The following is a 16057-nucleotide window of genomic DNA, read 5'->3' as shown; positions in this document are numbered from 1 at the left end:
TTATGTTCCCCCCATGAGAATCTCCGCTGACCGTGATCGGCCGGCCGCCGTCCCGTCGATCGGGCTGGCGATCGTCGGGGCCGACTTCCGCACCGAATGCGCGCTGCGGCGCCAGGCTGAGATCGATCGGTGCATCGCCGGGGAGCGTGTCACCCTTCGGCCGCTCAAGCGGCTGGTGGAGGGTGTTCCAGCCGTCTCGGTCTATTCGCAGCGCGGCCGGCAGATTGGATATGTCAGCCCGACCCATGCCGACTGGGCCCGCAACCTGCTCCCCGACATCAAGGCGATCTTCCATAAGGCGGACAGCTTCGGCGCGATCATCCGGGTGGCGACTGATGGGACGGCCCCCACCCTGCCCCAGCCGACCAGGAGCGGCAAGATGATGCGCCGGCCGCACGAGGTGCCAGCCGAGCCGGTAGACGAATTCTGTGACATCTTTCCATGTCGATCATCAAAATTCGACCGACCTAGCTGAAAGTACATGTTTCGGACTCTGCCTGGAGCATCCGTTCAGGGCGTTGCCATCGTGTCCGCGCAACTACGAAACCATCTTTTACAGTGTGCCCTTTTTTTCTCAGATATCGAGTAACCGCTCGCATATGAGCACCGGTGGTAAATACATCATCGAGCAAAACAATTTCCGATCCTGCGGGGATATCGTCCCCGCCGCGCAGCTTCATCTCGATCAGAGCGGAATCTCGTCCACCTCCTTCAGAGCTTTTGGGCAGCTTTTGCGAAAAGTAGAGTGACGGTGTTGCGATCAATTTTGGATTAAAAGCCTGAATGGCGTTTGCAATTCTACCGCCCGTGAAAGAAGCGCCGGGCGCGACATGATCCGAGGCGGGAATAGGAATTACAAGGACGTCCGAATAGCCTGCGCTGACGATCTTTTTGGCAATTGACGTTGACAATAAAGAAAGCGCCCTTTTTCTGCCATTATCTGTCGAATCAATTGTTACGGTCGCCCCCGATTTCATCGGAATCCGCGATGTACCGTTAAACGCCTTATGTTTTATTGCCTTAACAAGGTTTAGTGCAACCCAGTCAAACTGCTGCCAGCCATCTGTCCAATCTTCACTCTTTGCTCGATAATAAATGACAGGATGTATATTTATCGTCATTTACTATAAATCCTCTCTATGAAGGAAGACGTACTCTCGAGCACGATGCATTTTTCGTAGCTCAGAAATTTTTTCGGCCAAGTCAGCCGATGATCTTCTACAACTCCTTTAGAAATTCCTAACCACCTTCCCAGTTTCACACATTCAGCAGCCTGATGCAGTGTGCCAGAGCTTTCAGAAGCCTCGATTATCACGCTCCCATCAGATACCGCTGCCATGGTTCGATTTCGAGCAGGGAAATTGGATTGGAATGTGCGGCTACCATTCGGGAATTGTGAGATAAGAAGGTGATCTCGGTAGATCTTCTCTTGGAAGATGGCATTGTTGGCGGGATAAGCTTTGTCCAAGGGCGTGCCTATGACAGCGACAACCTTGCCGCCATTTGTCATAGCTGCGCCCAGGGCTTGAGTGTCAACTCCATCCGCAAGCCCCGAAACAACCACCACGCCAGCTTCCGCAAGCTCGCGCGCAAACCGATTGGCACGGCGCTTACCAATCTCGCTCACCTTACGTGTGCCTATAACGGCAACGCATGGCCTTAGAAGAAGGTCGATATCTCCAGCATAATAAATGGGTATCGTGCCTGAGTGCGAATTGGAGCGATCAAGCATGTCGTACTGCTTTGCGGCCATCGCCCCGCGGCCAGATCGATGGAGGATCTCCCGCAAATCACTCTCTTCCGAATAAACCGGCGGGGTGTAGCGGGAACGGTGTCCTATTAAATCTGTGGTCATCGGCTCGGCACCCATAAGCCCTCCCTTTTTACCGACTCTGCGAACCATACGCGAAGATTGGCCGATCGCAAAAGGCGGCTCGGCTGATGGCTGGCCTACTGACGTTTCAGCCCATTTCGACAAGTTCGGCAATGCCGCACTATTGCGTCCGTGAACAAAAGGGGTAACATGTGGAAATTGGCATTGAAAAGATTGGCATTTCTACCGACTTTTAATCAGTAGGTCGCTGGTTCGAACCCAGCTGGACTCACCACCCCCCGACATCGCGACAGCAACCGATCCCGACGCATCCTTGCCGATCGAGCGCGCGCGTCCACGCCATTTCTGCACGCAACGCACAACTGTCGTGCCAACAAACGGCAGGACAGGACGCCCCCGGATGATATCGAGCGGGCGACGCGCCCGCTGCCAAGATCCGGGGCGCACACCGCGGTTTTCGAAAAGCGGGCGCGTCACCCCGGCAGAGGGTCAGAAATTCCCTTTGCGCATCGCGTCGATCATCAGCCGCCAGCAATTGGCAGCGTCGCTCTGCAACGCGAACTCCGCATGATGCGGATTATAGGTGCGAAATATCTCGCCACCGGCCTCCTGCATGAATTCACTGGGCTCGTGCAGGGCATCGACGACAGCCACAACAGCCGGCAGATAATCCCGCCACCGGTCCTCCGACTGGGTCTCAAGGGCGCTCAGGGCCCGCGCAGCGCGTTCGATCGGTATCATGTGCCAATGCTCGGCGGAGCGCTTGATTCGGTCAAGGAAAAGCCGCCAAAATCGCCTTCATTCCCAACAAAAGAGAACGGCTCCGGGATCAAATCCCGGAGCCGCACAGCCATTCCCATCGGAATGCGATGGATCAGAACTTGCCCTGGATACCGACGAAGAAGCGACGGCCAGGATAATAGAGATCCACCGGCATATCCTTGTTGATATAGACCTTGGAATATTCCTTGTTGAGGTTCTGCCCCTCCAGGAAGACGCTGAAATGATATTCCGGGAAGCGCAGCGTGATCTTGCCGTCCAGATAGCCTTCACCCTTGCGATAAAGCGGGTTGTTGCCATTGGTCGCGCTGATCACCGTATCCAGCCACTTGGAACGATAATTGTAGCTCACCCGGAAGTTCAGCCAGTCCTTGTCGTAGAAGAAGCTGGCGTTGTAGGTATATTTGGAAAGGCCCGGATATTCCTTCAGCTCCGCACCGGTCGCGCTGTTGGTCAGGTTGGTGCGAATGGCGCGGGCATAGGTGAAGTTGCCGCTGGCACCGAACCCGTCGAACGGCTTGGGCAGGAAGGTGAAGGCTGTCTGGGCGCTCGCCTCGATACCGTCGAGCAGCGCGCCATAGCCGTTGACCGGCTGACGCACCGTATAGCTGGTGCCGTCATGGAACAGGTCGACGCCGCTGCGCGTCACGTTGGGAATGACGAAGCTCGACTCATATTTCTTGTAATAGCCAAGGCTCAGCATCGTGTCGGCATTGGGATACCAGGCCAGGTTCGCTTCCCACTGGTCGGCGCGATAGGGCTTCAGGTCCGGGTTGCCTGCGGTGCAGACATCATCGGTTCCGATCAGGGTCTGGTCATCCAGGCAGTTGATGTTCGGCACCAGGTCGGCCGGCTTGGGACGGGCCAGATTCTTGGCCCAGTTGGCACGCAGGAACAGGTCGCGGGTCAGTTCCAGGTTCGCGTTGAACGCCGGCAGGAAATCCGTGTAGCTGTTGGAAATCAGGGCTTCCTGCGCAGCAATCGTCACCGTTTCGGTACCGCCGGTCGCATTGATCCGCGTCACGCGGCTGATGTTGGTGCCAACGCCGGTATCCTTGGTATGGGTCCAGCGCAGGCCCGCATTGCCGGTCAGGCGCATGCCGAAAATCTCGGTATCAATATCGGCCATGACATAGCCGGCATAGATTTTCTCGTCGATGCGCGCGCTCGGAATCTGCGGCAGGCCATCGGCCTCCAGCACCAGATCCTGGTCGAAGCCCGACAGGTCATAGAATTTCGACAGCACGCTGGCATCGAAATTCGGGAAGGCAATCGCGCTCGGAATGCCCGAAGGCGCCCCCTTCAGGCCCGAGAAGAGCGGTGCGCCGCCGGTAACGCCACCCAGCGCGCTCACCATCGCCTGATATTGGGCGGGGGTCATGTACCAGGTATTGCCGTTGCGGGTCTGCGTCGGGTTCTCGACGATGTTGGTCGTGTAGGACACGTTGGCGCTCGACTGATAGGTCATCGTCGTCGGATCGAGCAGGCGCGAGCCACCGCCAGCATAGTTGAGGAACTTCTGCCGGCGCCACTGTCCACCGAACTCGATCTTGCTGACGATCGGGTGGTCGATTTCCCAATCCGCATCGAACTTCAACTGGTCTTCGGTATTGTTCAGCTGGCCCGGACGATATTGCAGCGCCGGCCCATAAACCGGCAGCGGCTGGCCATTGGCGCCCACGCGCGAATAATCGGTATAGACGTTGGGATCAGCCGGATCGAAGCTCGACGGGAAGGTGAAGACCGGCACGCCCTGATCGTTGCTGCGGTCGATGCTGATGCCAGCGACGCTGGTGCCGATCGAGATCAGGTTGGTTTCCTGCTCGGTATGGGCGGTCGCGTGCGACCCCATCGCGTCGATCTTCAGCCGGCTGCCCACATCCCAGGTGAAGCCACCCGAGAAATATTTGCTGTTCTGGTCATAGCTGAAGTCGCGGCGCTGGACGCCCACGATGTTGCCCGCGCCATTCCAGTTGGGAGCAGCAGCCGTGCCGACATTCACCGCATTGACCGCCGTGGTCAGGCTGGTGACGACATGATTTTCATTCACCGTCGACGTGCCCAGTTGCACGCGCGGGCGCGAAGTACCGCCATTGGTGCCAGCCGCCAGAGCGGGATCGAGATTGAAGCGTTCGATACGACCCAGATCGATCGAATAATTGGTGTCCTGCAGACGCTGGTTGCGCAGGTTGATCTGCGCATTGGCATAGGCACGGAAACTGGGAGCGACCTGATATTGCAGCGTCACATCGCCCGAAATGCGCTTGTCGTTACGCACCCACTGGCGATAGCGCGGCACGGTCGGCGCCCAGTCGAAGAACTGGGTTTCGCAGGCCAGCCGGCGCGCGGTCGCGTTGGCCGTCGAGGTGCCACCGACGCCAGCGCAGCTCTCATAGGTGTTATAATTGGCATAGAGCGGATCGGCGACCGTCTTTTCGGTCGAATGATCGAAATCGGCCAGGCGCGACCAGTTGGTGTTGCTGATATAATCCTGGCGCGTATCGACGTCGCTATAGGTGGCGTTGACCAGGATACCCAGGCCATCGATCAGGAATTTGGGTGCGCCGGCAAAGAAGGTCAGGCGCGGCTTCCAGGTTTCGGTCAGTTCCTGATTCTGGCCCGCCGCCGTCAGCGAAAAGAGCGGATCCTTCAGTTCCAGCGGCTTGCGCGTTTCGACGCGCACCGTGCCGCCAATGCCACCTTCGGTCAGGTCGACGGCATAGCCCTTGTAGACGTCGATCGACTTGACCAGTTCGGCCGCAATTTCGCGGAAGTCGCCGGCGCGGGTGCCGGTGGCGCTGACCTGGCTGACGCCGTTGATCTCGACGCGGTTGAGGTCGGGCTCGACGCCGCGGATCGAGATCTGCGTGCCCTCGCCAAAGTCGCGGCTCAACTGGACGCCGGTGATGCGGGCGAGCGAGTCACCGATATTCTTGTCGGGGAAGCTGGCGATATCGTCGGCGACGATCGAGTCGACGACGGTGTTGGCGATCTTCTTGCGGTTGATCGCCGACTGGAGCGAGGCGCGGGTACCGACGACGACGATATCGGCGGCCGAAGCGGCGCCCTGCTTCTTTTCGCCTTCGTCATTTGTCTGAGCAATAGCCGAAGCCGACACCAGCATGACGCCGGCCAAGGCGAGGGCGGAAGCGCCCTTCAGCGTCCGGCGAACCATCGCGATGTTGGAAAAATGTTGCACGCTTTCAGTGGTATGCTCGCGCATAGCCGATCCCCTCTCTCCCAGAACACCCCATGACCGACTCCGTTTCCCCACGGTCGTCGAATCAGTTTCTAGACGGAGAGTTACTGAACCTATATGTGGGATGCAATTCTAATATTTGGATCAGTAGTGATCCGGAGGGGAGATTGATGCAAATGCGCACCACTATTCGGGCCTTTACCCTGATGCTCGGGCTGGCGACTTCGACCACGGCATTGGCAACTGGCCCCACCGCCCGAATAGCGGCCGAACGACTTGATCGCGGCGCGGTAGCGCTACCAGCACAGGGCGGCGGCATGCTCATTACATGGCGTCTACTGGCCGATGATCCCGCCACCATCCGTTTCCGCCTGTTGCGCGACGGCAAGCCGATCCATGACAGCCGCGTCGGCGAAGCCACCGCCTTCGTCGACAGGAAGGGCAGCGCCACCAGCCGCTATGCGGTGCAGCGGATCGGCGACAAGAGCGCCCCCTCCCCAGCCATGATGTGGGACAAATCCTATCTCTCCATCCCCCTCACGCCCCCCACCGACGGCGTCACCCCGGCCGGCGAGTCGTTCAGCTACACCGCCAATGATGCGAGCGCGGCCGATCTGGACGGCGACGGCCGTTACGAGATCATCCTGAAATGGGATCCGACCAACAGCCATGACAATAGCCAGGCCGGCTATAGCGGGCCGGTGCTGCTCGACGCCTATCGGCTCGATGGCACACGGCTATGGCGCATCGACCTTGGCCGCAACATCCGCGCCGGCGCCCATTATACCCAGTTCCTCGCCTTCGACTTCGACGGCGACGGCCGCGCCGAAGTGGCGATGAAGACCGCTGACGGCACGGTCGACGGCACCGGCACGGTGATCGGCGACGCCAGGGCCGACTGGCGCGGCCATGATGGCGAAGTGCCTCAGCGCGACCGCACCGGCGCCAAGATACTGCCCGATGGCACCAAGGTCGCGCCGATGCAGGGCCGCATCGTCAAGGGGCCGGAATATCTGACCGTCTTCGACGGCCTCACCGGCAAGGCGCTGGCCACCGCCCCCTATGATCCGCCGCGCTATCCCGGCGGCAATCCCACGACCGAGCAGCTGGCCGAAAGCTGGGGCGATGGCTATGCCAACCGATCCGACCGGTTCCTGGCCGGTGTCGCCTATCTCGACGGGCATTTGCCCTCCATGGTCTTTGGCCGCGGCTATTATGCCCGCACCGCGATCGCCGCCTGGGACTGGCGCGACGGCAAGCTGACCCAGCGCTGGCTGTTCGACAGCAGCCAGCCGGGCAATGGCGACTATGCCGGACGCGGCAATCACCAGCTTTCGATCGCCGATGTCGATGGCGACGGCCGCGACGAGGTGATCTACGGATCGATGGCGGTCGATGACGATGGCAAGGGGCTGTGGACCCAGCCGCTCTTCCACGGCGACACCATGCATGTCAGCGATCTCGACCCCGCCCGTCCCGGCCTCGAAAAATTCGGCGTGTTCGAGGATCAGCGCCAGAATGGCATGATCGGCTCCGCCCTGCTCGACGCGCGCACCGGCCAGATGCTCTGGTCCACCCCGGCCGAAAAGGACACCGGTCGCGGCGTCGCCGCCGATATCGATCCGCGCCACTGGGGCGCCGAGTTCTGGAATTCCAGCTCCGCCGAACTGTTCGACGTCGCCGGCAAGCCGATCGGCCCGCGCCCGCGCCAGATGAACTTCGCGATCTGGTGGGACGGCGACCTGTTGCGCGAACTGCTCGACAAGACGACCATTTCCAAATGGGATTGGGAAAATGGCAAGGAAATCCCCCTGCTCTCGCCCGAAGGCCTGTCGTCCAACAACGGCACCAAGGCGACACCGGCGCTTCAGGCGGACCTGATCGGCGACTGGCGTGAGGAAGTGGTGTGGCGCAGCGCGGACAATCGCGAGCTGCGCATCTACACCACCCCCTATCCGACCATGCACCGCTTCGTTACGCTGATGCAGGATCCGGTCTATCGCCTCGGCGTCGCCTGGCAGAACACCGCCTATAACCAGCCGCCGCACACCAGCTTCTATCTGGGCGCTGGCAAGCAGGGCGAACGCTGACAACGGCTCGGGCGGCTCAGCATCGCGTGCGCCGCCCGATCTGACTGACCAATATATGGATCATTCATCCATTTTTAGGGATATCTATTGACCCCTCGCCCGGCATCGCCCAAAGTGGCCTGACCAATATTCGGAGAGGGCAAGGGCATGAAGCGGAAATCGGCTGTCGGCGCGCGGGTGCGTCACTTGCGGGGCGGCCTGGCCCTGCTGGCGCTGGCGCCGCTCCTGCCCGCGCTCCCCGCCGCTGCCCATGACGCCTCCACCGTCACCGCCTCGCCGCGCCAGACCTACAATCTCAACCCCGGCTGGCGGATGACCACCGGCGACCAGGCCGGCGCACAGCAGCCCGGCTTTGACGACAAGGGCTGGCAGAGCGTCACCCTGCCCAACGCCTTCAACGAGACGCAGGCCTTCGCCCGCGACATCAAGGCGCTCTCCACCGGCATCATCTGGTATCGCAAGCACATCACCCTCCCCGCCGATGCGACACGCGGCAGGGCCTTCCTGGAATTTGAAGGCGTGCGTCAGGCCGCCGAGATCTGGGTCAATGGCCGCTCGGTGGCCCTGTCTGAACATGGCGTGATGGCCTTTGGCGCCGATATCAGCGCCGCGCTCCGTCCCGGCGACAATGTCATTGCCGTGCGCGTCGACAATGACTGGAAGTACAAGGAACGCGCCACCGGCAGCGGCTTCCAGTGGAACAATGACAATTTCAACGTCAATTATGGCGGCATTACCAAGAATGTCCGGCTCCACCTGACCGGCCAAGTCTATCAGACGCTGCCGCTCTATTCGACGCTCGGCACCACCGGCCAATATGTCTGGGCCGACGGCTTCGACATCGCCGGCCGCCGCGCCACTATCCATGCAGAAAGCCAGGTCCGCAACGACAGCACAGCCGCCCGCGCCTTGTCGCTCCGCGTCGAAATCCGCGATCCCGCCGGCCGCCGCATCGCCCGCTTCGACAGCGCCGCCACCTCGATCGCGCCCGGCCAGACCGCCACCCTCGCCGCCGCCGCGCCGGTCACCGACCTCCATTATTGGAGCTGGGGCTATGGCTATCTCTACACCGTGACGACCAGCCTGATCGACAAAGGCCCAAAGAATACTGGCAAGGTCATCGACAGCGTCGATACCAAAACCGGCTTCCGCCAGACCCGCTTCGGCAATGGCAAGATCGACCTCAACGGCCGCACCATCATGGTCCATGGCTATGCCCAGCGCACCTCCAATGAATGGCCCGCCGTCGGCACCTCCATCCCGCCCTGGATCAGCGACTTTTCCAACGCGCTGATGGTGGAGAGCGGCGGCAATCTGGTCCGCTGGATGCACGTCACCCCGTCCAAGCAGGACATCGAATCCGCCGACCGCGTCGGCCTGATGCAGGCGATGCCGGCGGGCGACGCCGAAAGCGACGTCACCGGCCGCCGCTGGGACCAGCGCAAGGAAGTGATGCGCGACGCGATCATCTATAATCGCAACAATCCCTCGATCCTCTTCTACGAAAGCGGGAACGAGAATATCAGCGAAGCACATATGGCGGAGATGAAGGCGATCCGCGATCAATACGATCCCCATGGCGGCCGCGCCATCGGATCGCGCGAGATGCTGGACAGCAAAGTCGCCGAATATGGCGGCGAGATGCTCTATATCAACAAGAGCGCGAAGCATCCGATGTGGTCGATGGAATATAGCCGCGACGAAGCCGCCCGCGCCTATCAGGACAATTTCACCCCGCCCTTCCACAAGGATGCGCCCGACTATAATCGCAACCAGGACAGCCATGCCATCGAGGATGTGAAGCGCTGGAACGACTATTATGTCATGCGGCCGGGCACCGGCACCCGCGTCAGTTCGGGCGGCGTCAACATCATCTGGTCGGACAGCAACACCCATTATCGCGGCGACAATAATTACCGCCGCTCGGGCGAGGTCGACGCCGTGCGCATCCCCAAACAGGGCTTTTTCGCGCATCAGGTGATGTGGAACGACTGGGTCGACAGCGTCACCCCCACCACCCACATCATCGGCCACTGGAACTATGCGCCCGGCACGGTCAAGGACATGGCCGTCGTGTCCAATGGGCAGAGCGTCGAGCTGTTCCTCAACGGTCGCTCGCTCGGCAAGGGCCAGCGCAGCGACAGCTTCCTCTTCAGCTGGAAGGCTATCGCCTTCGCCCCCGGCACGCTGCGCGCCATTGCCACCCACGCCGATGGCAAGACGTCGGAATATAGCCTCTCTACCACCGGCCCGGCGGTCGCGCTGAAACTCACCCCCCATGTCTCGCCGCGCGGCTTCGTCATGGACGGCGCCGACATCGCACTGGTCGATGTCGAGGCGGTCGATGCCCAGGGCCGCCGCGTGCCGGTCGACGCCAGCAAGGTCCATTTCGACCTCAAGGGGCCGGCGCTCTGGCGCGGCGGCATCGCCCAGGGCGACAGCCGGGGCAAGGTCCGCGCCGGCCAGACCGAAGGCGAAGCGGTGGTGACCAAGGCGCATGGCGCGGACGGCACCACCTCCTATGCCGGCACCGCGCGCGAGGAGGATAATTATATCCTCTCGCCCGACCTGCCGCTCGAGGGCGGCGTCAATCGCGTCCTGATCCGCGCGGGAACGAAGGCGGGCACCGTATCGCTCACCGCAACCGCGCCGGGCCTCAAGGCCGCCAGCCTGTCGATCGCGACCAAGCTGCCCGCCGCTGCCAAGAATGGCCTGTCCACCGACTTCGCCGACGCCTTCCAGCCCGGCAGCCTGGTGCGCGGCCCGACGCCGGCCACCCCCAGCTTCACCCCGCATCGCACAACCTTCGTTGCGCAGGACATCCGTGCCGGGTCCGGACAGGCCGATGCGGGTGCCACCGTCGACGACAATGAACTCACCCGCTGGGCGAGCGACGGCAAGCCCGACAATGGCTGGATCGAATATCGCTTCGCCACCCCGGTGCGGCTCAGCGAAATCGACCTGAAACTGGTCGGCTGGCGCTCGCGTGCCTATCCGCTCGAACTGACGATCGACGGCAAGAGCGTCTGGCGCGGCGAGACCGAACGGCAGCTCGGCTATACCACGCTCCGCTTCCCCGCGACGACCGGCCAGACGCTGCGCATCCGCCAGACCGGCCCGGTGCAGGACAAGGACGCCTTCGGCAAGGTGGTCGAACTGGCCAGCGCCCGCCAGGCCGGCGACACCGGCGCCGACGCCGTCCCGCCCGGCTGGCACCTGGGCATCGTCGAAGCCGAATTCCACGGCCCGGTGGACTGAGGCCCTCAGCCTGCACGCTCCCACATCCGTTCGTTTCGAGCTGTCGAGAAACGAGAGAGCCGCGCCGGCTGTTCCCTGATCGCCTGCCTCAGGTCATCCGGACAAATTCGGACGGTCTGAAAGCTACCAGAAGCTGCCCTCACCATCATCGTCACCCTGAACTTGTTTCAGGGTCCATTCCTCCCATAAGACCAATAGTTTGTTGGGTCCGATGGATGCTGAAACAAGTTCAGCATGACGTTGGTGGAATGGCCGCAATCCACCCATCGCCACCGCTCGGCGAACCGCAAAGCGAGCGCTACGACGCCTTCGCCAGTCCCGGCACCCGCACCGGCTCCGGCTGCGCCACCGGGCGGTTGAGCGCGACCGACAGCCGATCGGCCGTGCGCAGCGCCAGCGCGGCGATGGTCAGCGTCGGATTGGCCCAGCTCGACGTCGGGAAGGTCGAAGAGCCCACGACATAGAGATTGGCCTGGCCATGCACCCGCCCATCGGCATCGACCACGCCCTGGCGCGGATCGGTCGCCATGCGGGTCGTGCCCATATGATGATAGCCGCCGATCGCGTGGGAGGAGATGAGCGGATCGTTGCGCCACAATTCGCCCGGCTCGTCCAGCCAGTCGGCCCGCTCGACCCGGCCCATGCCCAGCCGCTTGAGTTCGCGGCCCAGACCATCGACAAGTCCCGTCACGCTATGCTTGTCGATCGCCGACAGCCGCCAGTCCAGCGCCACGCGCGGCACGCCCAGCGCGTCACGCTCCTTCGTCAGCCGCACCCGGCTGTCGGGATTGGGCGCCTGTTCGGCCCGCACCAGCAGCGCGATTTCCAGCTTGCCCGCCTTGTGCAGCAGCCAGGGGCGCAACGGATCGACATGGCGCTGGGCCCAGGTCGCCGCCTTCTTGGTCATCATCCACATCCGCCGGCCACTGCGCGTCGGCGACATGTCATGCTTGAGCGAGCCATAGGCGCGCATGCCCCAGAATTGCGACGCCCGCGCCGGTTGCCGCCCGACGATGGTGAGCGAACTGTTGAGCAGCCCCTCGCGCCGCTGCAGATCGGCCGAGGGGGTGATCAGCGCCGCCATGTCATGGCCGCCGATCCGGTGCCGCCGGCCGAACGCCTTGAGCAGCGGCCAGGCCCTGGCATCGACGATCCGCCCGCCGCGCGCATGGGGATGTTCCATGAAGTTGCGGCCGACCTGGTCGCGCTCATTGCCGATGTTCGACGCCAGCAGCAGCCGGGCATTCTCGATCCCGCCCGCCGCCAGCACGAAGGCGCGGGCCTCGACATGCAGATGCGCGCCGGCCAGCGCCTTCGCCTCGATCCGGCTGATCGCGCCATCCCTGGTCACGATTCGCGTGACGCTGGCATGGGTGATGATCTCGCAGCGCGGATGATCGCGCAGATCCTGGCACGCGTCGAAGGTGAAGCGGTTGAAGCGCGGATCGAAATTCCACACCGGCATGTGCAGTTCCGACCGGTCAAAGCCGGGCAGCGGCACGCCATGGGCGCTCAGCGCCTCGGCACTGGCCGGCTCGTCGCCAATCTCGAATATGCCGCGTGCCTGGCCATAATAGTCCTGCAACTCGTCCCAGGACAGCGGCCAGCCTGATCCCGCCACCCAGTCGCGGCGCTGGAGGTCGATCGGGTCCAGCGTGGCGCAGCGCCCGCCCCAGATCGCCGTCGTGCCGCCAAAGAAGCGCAGCCGCGCATCGTCCAGATCATAATAGGTCTGGCCGACATTCCTGCCGGCGTTGAGGTCGGCGGTTTCCCGCTCATAGTCCAGCCCGCCGCTTTCCAGCAGCAGCACCTGATGCCCGGCCGCCAGCAGCCGGCGCGCGGTGGTGATGCCGGCCGCGCCCGCGCCGATGACGCAGACATCTGCCTGCCGGCGCAGCGCGCCGGTCTGTTGCGAGAGATCAATGCTCATTCATGCGTCCTGATTATTGGCCAGATCGGCCGCGTGCTTCTGCAGGAAATCCTGGGATTCCACGCCGGTCAGCACATAGACGGTGCCCTTGCGGGCCCAGTAGGCGATGGTCTCGCCGTCGACGACCTGGGTGCGCGGCGTTTCCGGCAGGCCGGTGACGGCCCGCGCCGCGAACAGCGACACCGGCGCCTTTTCGCCTGCATCGATCACCAGTTGCAGGCTCGGCCCATAGTCGGACGGGAACAGTTGCACGTCCAGCACCCGCCAGCCCGCCGGCAGCACCGGCACGTTGATATGGGTGGCCGACCGGACATCGGCCGGGTCGAAATGCGGGATTTCGGGCTGCGACTTCATGTGCGACCGCACCAGCGCGGTCTTGTGCGACATCAAGGCCTCCTCGATGAACACCGGCATCGCCTGCGCCGTCGGTGCCACGCCCATGTTCAGCTTGCCCACGCCCAGCGCCACCGCAGCGACGATGCCCGCCGCCATTGCCAGCCCGCCGCTCAACCGGCGAAACAGGCGGCTACGGTGCAGCGCCCCCTCCACCTTGCGGGCGCTGTCGTGCAAGCGTTGCGGCACCGGCTTCTCGTCGCGCTCGGCCAGTGCCCGCATCGCGTCCCGCACCGACAGGTCGGCCAGCACACGTGCGGCGACATCGGGATTGCGCACCAGATAATCGGCCACTTCCAGCCGCCCCATCGCGTCGAGCTGATCGTCGACATAGGCGTGCAGTTCGCATTCGGTGATGGTGAGTTCCGCCATGGCTCAATCCCTCACGACGCGCAGATGGCCGGGGCGCACGGCGGGTGCCCCCTCCTCCAGCGCGCGCAGCTTCGCGCGGGCACGGGACAGCCGCGAAATCAGCGTGCCGATGGGAATGCCGATCGCGTCGGCCGCATCCTGATAGGACAGGCCCTCGACCGCGACGAGATGCAGCACGGTCTGCTGCTCCTCCGGCAAGGCGGTCAGCGCCGCCTCGATCTGGTGCAGCCGCACCATCTGCTCCTGTGCCGGCGCCGCTACCGGCTCGGCCTGTGCCACGGCGTCGGCACGGAACCGTTCGCGCACGGCCGCCCGTCGCGTGCCGCTGACAAAGACATTGTGCAAAATGGAAAACAGCCAGACGCGCAGTGGCCGACCGCGCTGATAGCTGTCGGCATTGGCATAGGCGCGCACCAGCGCATCCTGGACCAGGTCTTCGGCATCGCTTTCATTGCCGGTCAGTCGACGGGCGTAGCGCATCAGCGCGGGCAGCAGGTCGACGACCTTGGGCGACGTGGGTTTCATACGTCACTTACGCCTCAGTGGCGGCTTTAATCCCCTTTGCTACCAAATTATTTCCAGACCATGTATCGGGGCTTTCCCCGACCGGCGATCAGGGCCGGATTTCGCGCCCTTCCGCGCTGCTGCGCAGGCCCGCCTCCAATATTTCCATCACCGCGATCGCTTCGTCCGCCGGTACCGGATTGGCGCCCTCGCCCCGGATCGCATCGGCCAGCGCCTGCCAGAACAGCCGATAATCGCCCCGCTCGTTCATGACCATATGGCTATCCCCCGCAGCATCAGTCAGATGGCCCGGCTGCGGATCGATGCCCCAGTCCGCGCCCTCGGGCCGCTGCCCCGCGACCGTCGCTGCCTCCTGCCCGTCGGTCCCATTCTTGATCCAGCTGCCGCCCGTGCCATGGACGACGAAGCGCAGCCCATGCGCCGCCGCCTGCTTGGTCGCATGCAGCAGCACGCGATGGCGCGGATAGCGCAGCGTCACATGGAAATAGTCGGGCGACGCCGCCCCTTCACGCAGTGCGGCAATGTCCGCGCTCACCCCTTCGGGCTTCCCGAACAGGCACAGCGCCTGGTCGACCAGATGCGGCCCCAGATCCTGCCAGATGCCGGCCGCGCGCGCATCCTTCCAGGTCGTGGCCGGGGTCGGCCGCCAGCGATCGAAATGGCTTTCGAACTGGACGATCTCCCCCAGCCGTCCCTCGGCGATCAGCCGGCGCAGGGTGCGGAAATCGGCGTCCCAGCGCCGGTTCTGGAACACGGCAAGCAACCTGCCCGCGCCTTCCGCCTCGGCCGCGACCCGGCGCGCATCGGCCAGCGTCGCAGCGAAGGGCTTGTCCACCAGCACATGCTTGCCCGCCCGCAGCGCCGCGATCGCATGATCGGCATGCAGCTCGTCCGGGCTGCACACGATGACCAGATCGATCCCCGGCAGCGCCAGCAGCGCATCGACATCGGGCACCACCTGCATGCCCGGCAGGCCGGCATGGACCTTGGCCGGATCGCGCGAGACCACCGCGCGCAGCGCCATGCCCGGCGTCGCCAGCACATAGGGCGCGTGGAACGCCCGCCCGCCAAGCCCATAGCCGATCAGGCCCACGCCGATTTCCTGCATCATCATCGTCCCATATCGCCGGGGCGGATCAGGGCGCACGCGCCTTGCCCCATAAAGATAGCATATACTATCTTCATACCGAATCCCGCGAACGGAATCATGCCGAGAGGATAGCGCCCATGTTGTTGCGCCGACCATCGCCGCTTGTCGACCCGGCATCGGGCGTGCTGCGCGCCGACCATTTCCAGATCGCCTATGCGACTAACGATATCGACCGGGCACAGGCGATCCTGGCCGATCGCTATGGTATCGGCGCTTTCCGCCGGCTCGAAGGACCGCTGGCGGCGGGCGGCCAGATCCGCGTCGAACTGGCTTGGGTCGGCCCGGTCATGTATGAATTGCTGACCGCCTCCGGGCCGGGATCGGCCATCTACATGGACCGCCTTGCCCCCGGCGATGCTTTCCAGTTGCGCCATCATCATCTGGGCTATCTGATCCACGACGCCGCGCAGTGGCAGGCCCTGCTCGCCCGCGCCGACGCCGATGGCCTGCCCGTCCCCCATGTCAGCCATAATCCGGGCTTCATGGACAGTTGCTTCGTCGATGCGCCGGAGCTTGGCCATTATCT

The 16057-nt window shown here is 63.3% G+C and carries 12 protein-coding genes; 4 read left to right on the top strand and 8 right to left on the bottom strand.

The window, feature by feature from the left end; translation table 11 throughout:
• Positions 1-13: 13 nt before the first annotated feature.
• On the top strand, positions 14-475 hold the full coding sequence (locus CG471_RS01935) for a hypothetical protein (RefSeq protein ID WP_099230223.1): 462 nt from the start codon (positions 14-16) through the stop codon (positions 473-475).
• Here the strand turns inward: CG471_RS01935 and CG471_RS30000 are convergent.
• From CG471_RS30000 to CG471_RS01915, 4 genes are all read right to left on the bottom strand, one after another.
• On the bottom strand, positions 468-1121 hold the full coding sequence (locus CG471_RS30000; protein WP_143560124.1) for a phosphoribosyltransferase: 654 nt from the start codon (positions 1119-1121) through the stop codon (positions 468-470). The two genes, CG471_RS01935 and CG471_RS30000, sit on opposite strands and share 8 nt — an antisense overlap.
• A complete protein-coding gene (locus CG471_RS01930; RefSeq protein ID WP_218964221.1) occupies positions 1118-1870 on the bottom strand; it encodes a DNA-processing protein DprA in 753 nt (250 codons plus the stop codon). The genes CG471_RS30000 and CG471_RS01930 overlap by 4 nt, the downstream gene beginning before the upstream one ends.
• A 453-nt stretch (positions 1871-2323) precedes the next feature.
• On the bottom strand, positions 2324-2575 hold the full coding sequence (locus CG471_RS01920; RefSeq protein WP_099230221.1) for a hypothetical protein: 252 nt from the start codon (positions 2573-2575) through the stop codon (positions 2324-2326).
• 133 nt (positions 2576-2708) lie between these two features.
• Entirely contained in the window at positions 2709-5837 is a 3129-nt protein-coding gene (locus CG471_RS01915) for a TonB-dependent receptor (RefSeq protein WP_180275595.1), read from the bottom strand.
• 146 nt (positions 5838-5983) lie between these two features.
• Between CG471_RS01915 and CG471_RS01910 the strand changes: the two genes are divergently transcribed.
• A complete protein-coding gene (locus tag CG471_RS01910; protein ID WP_257211393.1) occupies positions 5984-7903 on the top strand; it encodes a rhamnogalacturonan lyase in 1920 nt (639 codons plus the stop codon).
• A gap of 147 nt (positions 7904-8050) precedes the next feature.
• On the top strand, positions 8051-11161 hold the full coding sequence (locus CG471_RS01905; protein WP_099230217.1) for a DUF4982 domain-containing protein: 3111 nt from the start codon (positions 8051-8053) through the stop codon (positions 11159-11161).
• A 298-nt stretch (positions 11162-11459) separates the two neighbouring features.
• Here the strand turns inward: CG471_RS01905 and CG471_RS01900 are convergent, their stop codons facing one another.
• The 4 genes from CG471_RS01900 to CG471_RS01885 all read right to left on the bottom strand — a co-directional run bounded on the left by CG471_RS01900 (position 11460) and on the right by CG471_RS01885 (position 15495).
• Positions 11460-13091, bottom strand: a complete 1632-nt coding sequence (locus CG471_RS01900) for an FAD-dependent oxidoreductase (protein ID WP_099230215.1) — start codon at positions 13089-13091, stop codon at positions 11460-11462.
• Positions 13092-13856 (bottom strand): anti-sigma factor, encoded by a 765-nt coding sequence (locus CG471_RS01895; RefSeq protein WP_099230213.1) that lies wholly within the window; start codon positions 13854-13856, stop codon positions 13092-13094.
• Positions 13857-13859: 3 nt separating this feature from the next.
• The gene (locus CG471_RS01890) at positions 13860-14381 is read right to left on the bottom strand and encodes a sigma-70 family RNA polymerase sigma factor (protein ID WP_099230211.1); all 522 of its coding nucleotides are present in this window, start codon (positions 14379-14381) and stop codon (positions 13860-13862) included.
• An 88-nt stretch (positions 14382-14469) separates the two neighbouring features.
• Positions 14470-15495 carry an oxidoreductase gene (locus tag CG471_RS01885; protein WP_099230209.1) on the bottom strand — a complete coding sequence of 342 codons (1026 nt, stop codon included), beginning with the start codon at positions 15493-15495 and terminating at the stop codon, positions 14470-14472.
• Positions 15496-15608: 113 nt separating this feature from the next.
• Here CG471_RS01885 and CG471_RS01880 point away from each other — a divergent pair.
• Positions 15609-16057 (top strand): hypothetical protein (locus CG471_RS01880; protein ID WP_099230397.1); only part of this gene is annotated, 449 nt, incomplete at its 3' end.

It is taken from the genome of Sphingobium sp. IP1, assembly GCF_002708645.1.
GTDB classification, from domain to species: Bacteria; Pseudomonadota; Alphaproteobacteria; order Sphingomonadales; family Sphingomonadaceae; genus Sphingobium; species Sphingobium yanoikuyae.
Note: the sequence above shows the minus strand (reverse complement) of the source record. Positions and strands in the feature narration are given on the sequence as shown.

Bases quoted from the DNA above. Each gene is read 5' to 3' on its own strand.
- CG471_RS01930 (WP_218964221.1), bottom strand. From the start codon at position 1,870: ATGGGTGCCGAGCCGATGACCACAGATTTAATAGGACACCGTTCCCGC.
- CG471_RS01895 (WP_099230213.1), bottom strand. From the start codon at position 13,856: ATGGCGGAACTCACCATCACCGAATGCGAACTGCACGCCTATGTCGAC.
- CG471_RS01890 (WP_099230211.1), bottom strand. From the start codon at position 14,381: ATGAAACCCACGTCGCCCAAGGTCGTCGACCTGCTGCCCGCGCTGATG.
- CG471_RS01920 (WP_099230221.1), bottom strand. From the start codon at position 2,575: ATGATACCGATCGAACGCGCTGCGCGGGCCCTGAGCGCCCTTGAGACC.
- CG471_RS01915 (WP_180275595.1), bottom strand. From the start codon at position 5,837: ATGCGCGAGCATACCACTGAAAGCGTGCAACATTTTTCCAACATCGCG.
- CG471_RS01885 (WP_099230209.1), bottom strand. From the start codon at position 15,495: ATGATGATGCAGGAAATCGGCGTGGGCCTGATCGGCTATGGGCTTGGC.
- CG471_RS01910 (WP_257211393.1), top strand. From the start codon at position 5,984: ATGCAAATGCGCACCACTATTCGGGCCTTTACCCTGATGCTCGGGCTG.
- CG471_RS01935 (WP_099230223.1), top strand. From the start codon at position 14: ATGAGAATCTCCGCTGACCGTGATCGGCCGGCCGCCGTCCCGTCGATC.
- CG471_RS30000 (WP_143560124.1), bottom strand. From the start codon at position 1,121: ATGACGATAAATATACATCCTGTCATTTATTATCGAGCAAAGAGTGAA.
- CG471_RS01905 (WP_099230217.1), top strand. From the start codon at position 8,051: ATGAAGCGGAAATCGGCTGTCGGCGCGCGGGTGCGTCACTTGCGGGGC.
- CG471_RS01900 (WP_099230215.1), bottom strand. From the start codon at position 13,091: ATGAGCATTGATCTCTCGCAACAGACCGGCGCGCTGCGCCGGCAGGCA.